This is a genomic window from Pseudomonas sp. FW215-R2, from assembly GCF_058789255.1.
In genome coordinates, this window is record NZ_JBYTBO010000007.1 from 118,540 (window position 1) to 130,669 (window position 12,130).

The 12,130-nt window shown below is 61.2% G+C and carries 9 protein-coding genes; 6 read left to right on the plus strand and 3 right to left on the minus strand.

Going from position 1 to position 12,130, the window contains the following annotated elements:
- Positions 1-25 precede the first annotated feature (25 nt).
- The 3 genes from AC3WRD_RS12055 to AC3WRD_RS12065 are packed head-to-tail and all read right to left on the minus strand — an operon-like array spanning position 26 to position 4,574.
- Entirely contained in the window at positions 26-1,420 is a 1,395-nt protein-coding gene (locus AC3WRD_RS12055) for an efflux transporter outer membrane subunit (protein ID WP_102621960.1), read from the minus strand.
- Positions 1,421-1,427: 7 nt separating this feature from the next.
- Positions 1,428-3,401 (minus strand): MacB family efflux pump subunit, encoded by a 1,974-nt coding sequence (locus AC3WRD_RS12060; protein ID WP_102621961.1) that lies wholly within the window; start codon positions 3,399-3,401, stop codon positions 1,428-1,430.
- Complete coding sequence (locus AC3WRD_RS12065) at positions 3,402-4,574, minus strand: efflux RND transporter periplasmic adaptor subunit (RefSeq protein WP_102621962.1); 1,173 nt, start codon at positions 4,572-4,574, stop codon at positions 3,402-3,404.
- 320 nt (positions 4,575-4,894) lie between these two features.
- Here AC3WRD_RS12065 and AC3WRD_RS12070 point away from each other — a divergent pair, with 320 nt between their 5' ends.
- From AC3WRD_RS12070 to AC3WRD_RS12095, 6 genes are all read left to right on the plus strand, one after another.
- Positions 4,895-5,377: a sigma-70 family RNA polymerase sigma factor gene (locus AC3WRD_RS12070; RefSeq protein ID WP_096821163.1), complete on the plus strand. Its 483-nt coding sequence runs from the start codon at positions 4,895-4,897 to the stop codon at positions 5,375-5,377.
- Between the two features lie 132 nt (positions 5,378-5,509).
- Entirely contained in the window at positions 5,510-6,847 is a 1,338-nt protein-coding gene (locus AC3WRD_RS12075) for a lysine N(6)-hydroxylase/L-ornithine N(5)-oxygenase family protein (RefSeq protein WP_102621963.1), read from the plus strand.
- Between the two features lie 493 nt (positions 6,848-7,340).
- Positions 7,341-10,040, plus strand: coding sequence for a magnesium-translocating P-type ATPase (gene mgtA / locus AC3WRD_RS12080; RefSeq protein ID WP_096821165.1), 2,700 nt, complete (start codon positions 7,341-7,343; stop codon positions 10,038-10,040).
- 54 nt (positions 10,041-10,094) lie between these two features.
- Positions 10,095-10,811 carry an MgtC/SapB family protein gene (locus AC3WRD_RS12085; RefSeq protein WP_085711975.1) on the plus strand — a complete coding sequence of 239 codons (717 nt, stop codon included), beginning with the start codon at positions 10,095-10,097 and terminating at the stop codon, positions 10,809-10,811.
- Between the two features lie 110 nt (positions 10,812-10,921).
- Entirely contained in the window at positions 10,922-11,353 is a 432-nt protein-coding gene (locus AC3WRD_RS12090) for a chemotaxis protein CheY (protein WP_102621964.1), read from the plus strand.
- A gap of 143 nt (positions 11,354-11,496) precedes the next feature.
- A complete protein-coding gene (locus AC3WRD_RS12095; RefSeq protein ID WP_102621965.1) occupies positions 11,497-12,123 on the plus strand; it encodes a response regulator transcription factor in 627 nt (208 codons plus the stop codon).
- Positions 12,124-12,130: the final 7 nt, after the last annotated feature.

The window sequence follows — 12,130 nt, forward strand, 5'->3', positions numbered from 1 at the left end:
ATCGCCGCTGGCGATCTTTTGTTTTTCAGCGCGTCTCCCAACCCCCGCCCAACGCTTTGTACAACGCAATGCTCGCCTGCATCCGCGCCAGTCGCAGTTGCACGTTGAGATCCTGCGCGGCGTACAGCGTGCGCTGGGTTTCCAGCACGGTCAGCAAGTCTTCGGCGCCGGCCTGGTAGCGGTTTTGGGAAAGGTTGAACGCAGTCTGTGCCTGGTTCAGTTCTTCGGTCTGCCATTGCCGCTGCTGATCCAGACCCTGAATGCTGTTCAGGGCTTTTTCCACGTCGGCAAAGCCATTGATGATCGCGCCGCGATAGGTTTCCAGCAGTTCTTCCTGGCGGGCGGTTGCCTTGTCGCGTTCTGCAGACAGACGACCGTTATTGAAGATCGGCGCGATCAGCCCGGCGGTGAAGTTGTAGAACGGGCTGCGCATCACATCGTCGAAGCGGTTGGCGCCGGAACCCAGCTGCGCGCTCAGGGTGACCTTGGGCAGCATGGCGGCGCGGGCGACTTTGACGTCCGCCTGGGCGGCTGCCAGTTGCGCTTCGGCGCGGGCGATGTCCGGGCGGCGGGTCAGCAGATCGCTGGGCAATCCGGCAGCGATTTGCGGCCATTGCAGTTGATCGAACGATTCGAGGCTCGGTGGCAATTCCTGCACTGGTCGCCCGAGCAGAGCCGCAAGACCGATTCGCGCGTCCTCGGCCTGTTGCTGCACCGTGGGCAGTTGTCGCTGTTGCGCGGCCACCAGACTTTTCTGCTGGGCCAGTTCCAGCGCGGTGGCAGAGCCGGCATTGAAACGGGTCTGCACCAGTTGCAGAACACTCTGCGCGTTGGCCAGGTTCAGCGCGGCAATGCGGCTTTGTTCCTGCAATGACAGCGCCTGGGTGTAACGGTTGGCGACGTCACTGAGCAGGGTCAGTTCCACGGTGGCCTGATCGAACTCACTGGCGCGCAAGCCTTGGCGGGCGCTTTCGCGGGTGGCGGACTGACCGCCCCAGAAGTCGATTTCATAACTGGCGCTGAGGTTGGCGTCGAAGTAGTCCACAGCCTTGTTGCTGCTGTCGGCATCCAGTTGGCTGTAGCCGTTGCCGCGCAGCAGTTTCTGGCGGTTGGCATTCAGGCCTGCGGTTATTTCCGGTAATTGCGAACCGCCCGCGATCACTGTGCTGGCGCGGGCCTGACGCACGCGGGCAATGGCGGCGGCCAGGTCGTGGCTGCCGCTTTGCGCCTGTCCGATCAACTGGTTCAGGTGCGGGCTGGCGAAATGCGTCCACCATTGCTGGTTGGATTGCGCCACCGATTGCCCGGTCGGCGACTGCCATGCGGCGGGAGCGGTCACGCCGCTTTCCGGGCGTGGGGCGGGGCTGCCGCAGGCACTCAGCATCAGGCAAAGGGTCAACAGGCTCAGTTGCGGTTTCATAGATCGATCATTCACTGGTGAGGGCCGTGACCGGGTCGAGCCGGGCAGCTTTGCGGGCGGGCATGAAGCCGAAAACGACCCCGGTGATCAGTGCGCAGGCGAAGGCGCCGGCGATGGCCACCAGGGAAAATGCGACGGCGACTTCGCTGAGTATCAACACGCCGCCCACGAGCAGCGCCAGGCCGATGCCGGCAATGCCGCCGACTACCGAGAGCATCACCGCCTCGGTCAGGAACTGACGCAGGATGTCGCGTTGACGGGCACCGGTGGCCATACGGATACCGATTTCGCGAGTACGTTCGCGCACGGTCATGAGCATGATGTTCATCACGCCGATGCCGCCGACCAGCAGCGAAATCGCGGCAATCGAACCGAGCATCAGCGATAGGGTGTTTTGCGTACGCGCTTCGGCCTGAATCATCGCGGCGTTGTTGGTCAGCTCGAAATCCTTCTTGCCGTTGTGCAACTGCAACATCAATTGCTCGATGGCCATTTCGGTTTCGTGGACCTTGCGCGCATCGGCGGCAGCGATCACCACGTACTCCGGGTTGTGCGTGCCGAACAGTCGCACGCTGGCCGCGGAGTAGGGGATGGCGATGCGATTGTCGCTGTCCTGATCGCCGGAGCTGGCGCCCTTGCCGGCCAGTACGCCGACCACCTGGAACGGCACGTTCTCGATCAGGATGTATTGGCCGATGGGATTGCTCACGTTCTTGAGCAACTTGTCGCGGACTTTCTTGCCGATCACCGCGACGGCCGCACCGTTGCGCTCATCGGCCTCAGTGAAGTAGCTGCCTTCGACCACTGGCCAGTTGAAGATGTCCGGGAAATTGGTGTCGTTGCCGCCGATGTAACTCATGTGGTCGAGGTTGCCGAAGCGCACCCCGGCTTCGGCACCGTTGACCGGCATGATGCGAGTGATCTGCGGCAGGCTGGCCAGTGCGGCGACTTCATCCAGGGTGACGATGCCCGGAGGCGTGCGCGGGTTCGGCGCGGCGCCGCTGAGGTAAATGATGTTGGAACCGAAGGCACCCATCTGCGCCATGACCTGGCGCTTGCTGCCTTCACCGACCGCAAGCATCACCACCACCGACGCCACGCCGATGATGATGCCCAGCAGCGTCAGTGCGGTCCGGAAGCGGTTGATCCACATGACGCGCCACGCCGCTTGCACCGCATCGACCAGTTCGCCTTTCCAGGCGCCGCTCGCTTCGCTGCCCTCGCTCAGGCGCTTGCGCAGATCCACGGCCTGCAAGGCGCCGGGGTTGGCGCTGGTCTGCACGGTGGGGTCTTCCGTGGCGCTGTCGCGGATGATCAGGCCGTCGCTGATTTCAATGATGCGCTTGGCCCGGGCCGCCACTTCACGGTCATGGGTGATAAGGATGACCACATGACCCTGGCTCGCCAGCTCGTCGAGCAGCGCCATGACTTCCTTGCCACTGTGGCTGTCGAGGGCGCCGGTCGGTTCGTCCGCCAGAATGATATGACCGCCGTTCATCAAGGCGCGGGCGATCGACACCCGTTGTTGCTGACCACCGGACAGTTGATGGGGACGGTTGCCGGTGCGCGAGGCCAGACCGAGGCGTTCGAGCAGGGCGGCGGCCCGTGCATGGCGCTCGGCGGCGGGAATGCCGGCATAGATGGCCGGCATCTCGACGTTTTCCTGGGCGGAGCCGGACGGAATCAGGTGGTATCCCTGAAACACAAAACCGAAGGCTTCGCGACGCAGCCAGGCCAGTTCATCGGTGTCCAGGCCGGCGACGTTTTCCCCGGCAAAGCGGTATTCGCCGGACGTGGGCCGGTCGAGGCAGCCGAGGATGTTCATCAGCGTCGATTTGCCGGAGCCGGACGCGCCGACGATCGCCACGAACTCGCCGGCATGGATCGACAGGTCGATGCCGCGCAGCACGTGAACTTCGGGCGCGTCACCGCCGCCGTAGGATTTGCGGATATCCTGCAGGTCAATCAGGGGCGTTTGCATTCAGCCTCCGTTGCCGTCGGCCGGGCCGATCAACAGATGATCGCCTTCGCTGAGGCCGTCGAGGATCTGCACTTTCAAGCGATCGCTGATGCCGGTGCGCACGGTGCGTTGCTCGATGTCGCCGTTCTGTGCCACGACCCGGGCAATCTGGCTGTCGGGTTTGGTGCTGCCATGCAGGGCGGCAATCGGTGCGGTGAGGACGTCTTTCGCCTGATTCGAGACAAAGAACACTTGGGTGGTCATCTCCGCCATCAGCGCGTTGTCGGCGTTATCGACATCCAGCAACACGGTGTACAGCACCACGCGACCCGCGCCGCTTTTGCTGGTGCTGGTCGGGCTGCCGCCGCCCTGGCTGGTCTGGTCCAGTGGTTTGGGCGGCACCGGCAGGATCTGCCGCACGGTGCTGCTCCAGCGCCGGTTGCCGCCGCTGAGGGTGGTGAAGTAAGCGGTCATGCCCGGTTTGACGTGGCCGATGTCGGCTTCGGACACTTCAGCCCACACCGTCATTGGCGACAGTTTGGCGATCCGCAGGATCAGCGGCGTCTGTTGCTGGGCGTTGAGTGTCTGGCCTTCGCGAGCGTCCAGCGCAACCACGGTGCCGGCCATCGGCGCGAAGATCCGGGTGTAGCCGAGTTCGGCCTGATCGCTGCGCAGACTTGCCTGTGCCTGACGGATCTGCGCCTGGAACATGTCGATGCGCGCCTGTGTGGCTTTGAGTTCGGCGCGGGCGGTTTGCACGTCTTCTTCACGGGTGGCGCCGCCGGCGGCCAGGTTCTGCTGGCGCTGGTACTTCTGGCGCGCCAGTTCGTGTTGAGCCTGTTGTTCCTGCAACTGTGCCTTGAGGTTTTCGATGGAAAACTGGCTGGCGTCGAGTTTGGCCTTTTGCGTGGCCGGGTCGATTTCCACCAGCAGTTGGCCTTCCTTGACCACGTCGCCGACTTCCACGTGGATCTTGCGAATCTGCCCCGAGGCCTGGGCACCGACATCTACGTAACGGCGAGGCTGGAGGGTGCCGAGTGCGGTCACGCTGCTTTCTATATCGCCACGGGAGACTTGCACGGTGGCGAATTTGTCCCGACCGGGCGGCAAGACTTGCCAGGCGGCAACAGCAATAACGGGAATCAGACAAAGGGCGATGAGCAGGGCGCGTCGGGCGGGGCGGGGACGTTTCATGCAGGGTTCCGGCCAGTGGAAATCGGCCCGTCGTTCAGCAGGCACCGCGAACGGGCCACGGTCGAACGCTGTCGCAGGGCGCGACAGACACGGGGGGCTGTCCTTTAAACGAGAGACGGGGTGGGGAATTTAAGCGCTGAAAAACGCGGTAACAGGTATAGCTGGCAACAATTTGTCGGGCAAATGGAAACAGCGCTTTAAATCTATATGAGAATTACTATAAATTACGCGTCTGAATTTGCCACCATCGTGCCACTGCCTGTTTTGGCAGATCGCCGGTCTGGCTCAAGGATCGAAACCGCACCCTGCGGCCGGGAGTCATGTTGGAAAACTACTATCGCGAGCTGGTGTGTTTCCTGAACGCCAAGCTAGGCAACCGCCAGGTGGCCGAAGATGTGGTGCATGACGCTTATCTGCGGGTACTGGAGCGTTCCAGCGACACGCCAATCGAGCAGCCCCGCGCATTTCTCTACCGCACGGCGCTCAATCTGGTGATCGATGACCACCGGCGCAATGCTTCGCGCCAGGTCGAATCCCTTGATGTGCTCGACAGCGAAGAGCGCTATTTCAGTCCTTCTCCTCATCACAGTCTCGATCATGGCCAGCGCCTGGCGCTGTTGCAGCGTGCGCTGGCCGAGCTGCCGGCGTTGTGCCGCGAGAGCTTTTTGCTGCGCAAGATCGAAGGGCTGTCGCACCCGGAGATCGCCGAGTGCCTGGGTATTTCCAAGGCCTTGGTCGAAAAACACATCGTCAACGCCATGAAACATTGCCGGGTGCGCATCAAGCAATGGGATGGGCATTGATCGTTCCCGGTTAAATTTTTTTTCACCGTCCTCGTTCCTACTCAACAGACGATCTGCTGTCCTGCACAAGGCCGGTCAGGTCACCCAGGCTTCATCCCCGCTGTTGAGGGGTACATCCAGAGGACACTGGAAATGACACAGGCAATTGCATCGCCCATCGTTCACGACCTGATCGGCGTCGGTTTCGGCCCTTCGAACCTGGCGCTGGCCATCGCTCTGCAAGAGCGTGGCCCGACCCAGGGCGAACTGGATGTGCTGTTTCTCGACAAGCAACCGACCTACAGCTGGCACGGCAACACGCTCTCGACCCAGAGCGAGTTGCAGATTTCCTTCCTGAAGGATCTGGTGACCCTGCGCAATCCGACGAGCCCGTACTCGTTCGTCAATTACCTCAAGCAGCACGGTCGTCTGGTGGACTTCATCAACCTCGGCACCTTCTATCCGTGCCGCATGGAGTACAACGACTACCTGCGCTGGGTGGCCGCGCAGTTCACCGAACAGAGCCGCTACGGCGAAGAAGTGCTGACCATCGAACCGGTGCTGCACAACCATCAGGTTGAAGCGCTGCGGGTGATTTCCCGTGGTGTGGACGGCCAGCAATTCGTTCGCACCGCACGTTCGGTAGTGGTCAGTGCCGGCGGCACACCGCGCATTCCCGAAGCCTTCAAGGCACTGAAGGGCGATGCGCGAGTATTCCACCACTCGCAGTACCTGGCGGAGATGGCCAAGCAGCCGTGCGTCAATAATCAGCCAATGAGCATCGCGATCATCGGTGGCGGCCAGAGCGCGGCGGAAGCGTTCATCGATCTGAACGATTCGTTCCCGTCGGTGCAGGTCGACATGATCCTGCGCGGCTCGGCGCTGAAACCGGCGGACGACAGCCCGTTCGTCAACGAAGTGTTCTCGCCGGAATTCACCGACCTGATCTTCCAGCAGAAGAGCAGCGAGCGTGAGCGTCTGGTCAACGAGTACCACAACACCAACTACTCGGTGGTCGACATCGACCTGATCGAACGCATCTACGGCATCTTCTATCGCCAGAAAGTCTCCGGTATCGCACGCCATGCGTTCCGCACCCTGACCACTGTCGAGAAAGCCACTGCTACCGAGCACGGCATCGAACTGACCGTGCGCAACAACGCTACCGGCGAAGTCACCGTGCGTGCCTACGACGCGGTGGTGCTGGCCACCGGTTACGAGCGTCAGATGCATCGCAAACTGCTGGCGCCGCTGGAAGAGTACCTGGGCGACTTCGAGGTCGATCGCAACTACAAGCTGATCACCGACGAGCGCTGCAAGGCCGGTCTGTACATGCAGGGCTTCTGCCAGGCCAGCCACGGCCTGAGCGATACGCTGCTGTCGATCCTGCCGATTCGTGCGGACGAGATTGCCGGCTCGCTGTATGAGCATGGCAAGCACCGCGGGCACAGCCGTTCGGTGATGGACTTGTTGTTGGCCACGGCCAGCTGATGACGTCCTGACGACTCCTGCGCCGAGCGCGGGAGTCGTTTCGAAGTCAATCCTGAACCCTTCCTGAATGACCTCCACATCTCCCGACCTCATTCCCTTTACGGGTTTACTCTCCAGGCATCGGGGCGTAAGCTTCGCGCGTTTTCATCAATAGCGGAGACCCACAGTGGGTACTTGTTCGAGTGACAGTTGTCGGCCGGTCCTTGTAACCGGCAGATTCTCGGCAAGATAACGCGCATTCCTTTGTGCCGTTGTCTCGCCGAACAGCGAGCAGCGGCATCCCGATCATGGTCAGTTGAGACCATGTCCCGACGTCCTTCTCATCGACGCTGAAAAGAGCGTGGTTTCGACTTTTTCGTCGCAATCGCAGCCCTATCGACACGCCTGTCTTTTTTGACTGGCGCGCCAACCCTTGCCGTGCCGAATTTTTCGGTGCAAGAGGGCTGGACGTACCTGCTTGACGGTTTCCCGGCTGACCATAGGGGCAACAGCCATGAAACTTACGCTCAAGGAATTTTTCGCAGGCTTCCTGCGGACCCGTCACATCGCCCGGCACTTCCGTCGTCTGGCCGTGCTGGAAAGTCTTCGCGACACCACGGTCAGCCGTGAAGTGCCGCCCACCCTGGCCAACACGTTGGTGGACGCCGCCCATTGCGACAGCGGCGTGTTGCTGTCGAACCTCGGTACCCACACCGACGGCCTCACCGATTTCGAAGTCGATGTGCTGCGTGCGCAGCATGGCCTCAACGAAGTCGAGCATGAGCAACCGCTGCCGTGGTGGACCCACCTGTGGCACTGCTACAAAAACCCGTTCAACCTGCTGCTGACCCTGTTGGCGGTGATCTCGTGGCTGACGGACGACCTCAAGGCCGCCACCGTGATTTTCTCGATGGTGGTGCTCTCGACCCTGCTGCGCTTCTGGCAGGAAAGCAAATCCAACCGGGCGGCCGACGCGCTCAAGGCGATGGTCAGCAACACCGCCACCGTGCTGCGCCGGGATGCGCCGCGCACTGAACTGCCGATCAAGCAACTGGTGCCCGGCGATCTGATCGTGCTCTCGGCCGGTGACATGATTCCTGCCGATTGCCGGGTGCTCAGCGCCAAGGATCTGTTCGTCAGCCAGGCCGCGATGACCGGCGAATCGATGCCGGTGGAGAAATTCCCCCGTCAGGCGGATCGCGATACGCGTAACCCGCTGGAGCTCGACAACATCCTGTTCATGGGCACCAACGTGGTGTCCGGGACAGCGGTGGCGGTGATTCTCACTACCGGCAACAGCACCTATTTCGGTGCGCTGGCGCTGCGGGTCGGGGCAACCGATCGCGGGGTGACGTCGTTCCAGCAGGGCGTGAACAAAGTCAGCTGGCTGTTGATCCGCTTCATGTTCGTCATGGCGCCGCTGGTGTTGTTCATCAACGGTTTCACCAAGGGTGACTGGACCGAAGCCCTGCTGTTCGCGCTGTCGATCGCCGTGGGCCTGACCCCGGAAATGCTGCCGATGATCGTCACCTCGACCTTGGCCAAGGGCGCGGTGTTCCTGTCGCGCAAGAAGGTCATCGTCAAACGCCTGGATGCGATCCAGAACTTCGGCGCCATGGACGTGCTGTGCACCGACAAGACCGGCACATTGACCCAGGACAAGATCTTCCTGGCGCGCAATGTCGACGTCTGGGGTGAAGACTCCGACGATGTGCTGGAAATGGCTTATCTGAACAGCTACTACCAGACCGGCCTGAAAAACCTGCTCGACGTGGCAGTGCTGGAACACGTGGAAGTCCACCGTGAACTGAAGGTCGGCACGGCGTTTCGCAAGGTCGACGAGATCCCGTTCGACTTCAATCGCCGGCGCATGTCGGTGGTGGTCGAAGGACACGGCCAACCGCATCAGTTGATCTGCAAAGGCGCGGTGGAAGAAGTGTTGTCGGTGTGCACCCGGGTTCGTCACGGTGAAGTCGACGAAGCCTTGAGCGATGAATTGCTGGCGAGAATTCGTCAGGTAACAGCAGCATTCAACGCTGAAGGCTTGCGCGTGGTAGCGGTGGCGGCACGGTCGATGCCTGAAGGTCGCGACACTTACAGCCTGGGCGACGAGCAGGAACTGACGCTGATCGGTTACGTGGCATTCCTCGATCCGCCGAAGGAAAGCACCGCACCGGCACTCAAGGCTCTGGCTGAACACGGCGTGGCCGTGAAAGTGCTCACCGGCGACAACGAGTTGGTGACCGCCAAGATCTGCCGCGAAGTGGGCCTCGCGCAACAAGGCCTGTTGATGGGTAACGACATCGAACGCATGAGCGACGCGGAACTGGCGGTGGCGGTAGAGACCACCAACGTGTTCGCCAAGCTGACGCCATCGCACAAGGAGCGCATCGTGCGCATCCTCAAGGGCAACGGTCATGTGGTCGGGTTCATGGGCGACGGTATCAACGATGCGCCGGCCCTGCGTACGGCGGACATCGGTATTTCCGTGGACAGCGCAGTCGATATCGCCAAGGAAGCGGCCGACATCATCCTGCTGGAAAAGAGCCTGATGGTGCTGGAGGAGGGCGTGCTGGAAGGGCGCCGGACCTTCGCCAACATGCTCAAGTACATCAAGATGACCGCCAGCTCGAACTTCGGCAACGTGTTCTCGGTGTTGGTGGCCAGTGCGTTCATTCCGTTCCTGCCGATGCTGCCGATGCACCTGCTGGTGCAGAACCTGCTGTATGACATTTCGCAGATCGCGATCCCGTTCGACAACGTCGACGACGAAATGCTGAAACAGCCGCAACGCTGGCAGCCCGGGGATGTCGGACGCTTCATGCTGTTCTTCGGCCCGATCAGTTCGATCTTCGACATCACAACGTTCGCCTTGATGTGGTACGTGTTTGATGCCAACACCCCGGATCACCAGACGTTGTTCCAGTCCGGCTGGTTTGTGGTGGGATTGCTGACCCAGACGCTGATCGTGCACATGATCCGCACGCCGAAGATTCCGTTCCTGCAAAGCCGCGCGGCCATGCCGCTGCTGGTGATGACCGGAATCATCATGGCCGTGGGCATCTTCCTGCCGATGGGACCGCTGGCGCACTACTTCAAATTGCAGGCGCTGCCGTCGATGTACTTCGTGTTCCTGCCGGTGATCCTGCTGGCGTACATGGCACTGACCCAGGCCGTAAAAGGCTTCTACATCCGCCGGTTCGGCTGGCAGTAACAGGAAAGATTCCCCCCTTGTGGGAGCAAGGGGGGCGGTTTCAAGGAGTTCAACATGCAAGCCATCAACAACATCAACCTCGATTCGCTGCTCGACACCCTGGTCAGCCTCAGCGCGGCCTTCATTCTCGGTGGACTGATCGGCTTCGAACGCCAGTACCGGCAACGCACGGCGGGCCTGCGCACCAACGTGCTGGTGGCGGTCGGCGCGGCGATTTTCGTCGACATGGCCAATCGGCTTGGCGGGGCGGAAGGCGCGGTCCGGGTGGTCGCCTACGTGGTGTCCGGGATCGGTTTCCTCGGCGCCGGTGTAATCATGCGCGAGGAGGGTAACGTGCGCGGTCTCAATACCGCCGCCACACTCTGGACTTCGGCAGCGGTCGGCGCCTGTGCCGGTGCCGACCTGCTGGCCGAAGCCGTGCTCGGCACCTTGTTCGTGCTCGCCGCGAATACCTTGCTGCGCCCAATCGTCAACAACATCAACCGCCAGCCGCTGGATGTGGTCTCGGCGGAAGTCACCAACATCGTCTACGTCATCGCCCGGCGCTCGCAGCAGACGGCTGTGTTCGCCTTGCTTGAAGCTGAACTCGAGCGCAGCAACTACCCGGCCAGTGACGTCGATGTGCACGCCTTCGGTGCTGATGAAATCGAGATCGAAGCCACACTCGCAACCACCTCGGTGGACGGCGATGAGCTGGACGCCCTGGTGAAGCGGATTTCAACGTCGAACCTGGTGGTGCAGGCGTTCTGGAGCCCGAGCACTACGGAGTAAAGCGTTCAATCCGGATGAGTGACGGTGTTTTTCGGAAAAGTCCTACAGAGCTCGTCCCGATGCTTGGGTAGTCTTTGCTGCCACTTGAAGCGACTACCGGGACTCCCACGATGACCGACAAAACCTTGCGTATCCTGATCGCCGACCCGCAGCATTTTCACCGGATGAAAATCGAGCGGATGTTCAATGGCCTCGATTACTACCGCATCGCACCGGTGCAGAACCTCGCCGAACTGCTGACGCTGGTCGATTACGGCTGCCAGCCGTTCGATGTGCTGGTGATCAACGCCGCGCTTGCGGCCGGGATGCCGGATCTGCGTGGCTTCCTGTTCGACCATCCGCAAGTCCGGCATGCGCTGGTCTATGGCGAGCCGGCGAACTCATCGGCTGTTTCCGGGCTTTTTCAGGCGAAAATCACTTCCAGCCACGCCGCGTTGCCATCAATGAATGCAATCACGCAGTTGATGGCGTCGGTCGAGGCTTCCCTGGAGCGCTCGACGCGCAGTGGCCAGACAAAATCGCTGGCGCAAATGCGCGCCTGATCACAGATCGGTCGGTGGCGCAACTGTCAGGTCTGACAGGTGCTTCGCCGTGCGTCCCGTGTAACAGTCGTAGCGCAGCTACCAATAGTCCCGTTCATGCAAGATCGGTGGCGCCATCGTCATGTACTCGCCCGGGAGTGGTCATGGATTCAGCATTGATCGTCGACGATCACCCGGTGGTCGTCGGTGCCGTCAGAATGGTTCTGGAATCACTGGGCTATAAACCGGTTCATGTCGCTTCGAGCGGCGTCGACGTGGTGCCGATGATCCGTGCACACGCGCCGAAACTGATCGTGCTCGACTTGAAGCTCACAGGCATGGGCGGTCTTGAAGTGCTGGACCGGATCAATGTCCTCGGGCTGGTCTGTCAAATCGTGATTTTTTCATCGGCCGACCCGGCCAGCTACCTGGTGCGTTGCCGACGTGCAGGTGCGATGGCTTTTGTGGCCAAGTCTGCCGAGCTGCAGCAGTTGCAGAACGCGATCAAGGCTGTCCGTTCGGGTTATAGCTATTTCCAGGAATTGCCTGAGATCGACGCAGGGCACTCCGATGTGCACAGTGATGAGCGGCAGCTGATCGAACGATTGTCCAATCGCGAATTGCACATCCTCGTGCAACTGGCGCACGGCAAAGCCAACAAGCGCATCGCCGAGGAGATGAACCTGAGTCACAAGACCATCAGCACCTACAAGACCCGTTTGATGCTCAAGCTCGGGATGAGTTCGCTGGTGTTGTTGCGAGAGTTGGTCAAGCGCAACGGTCTGTTCTGAACGGTTG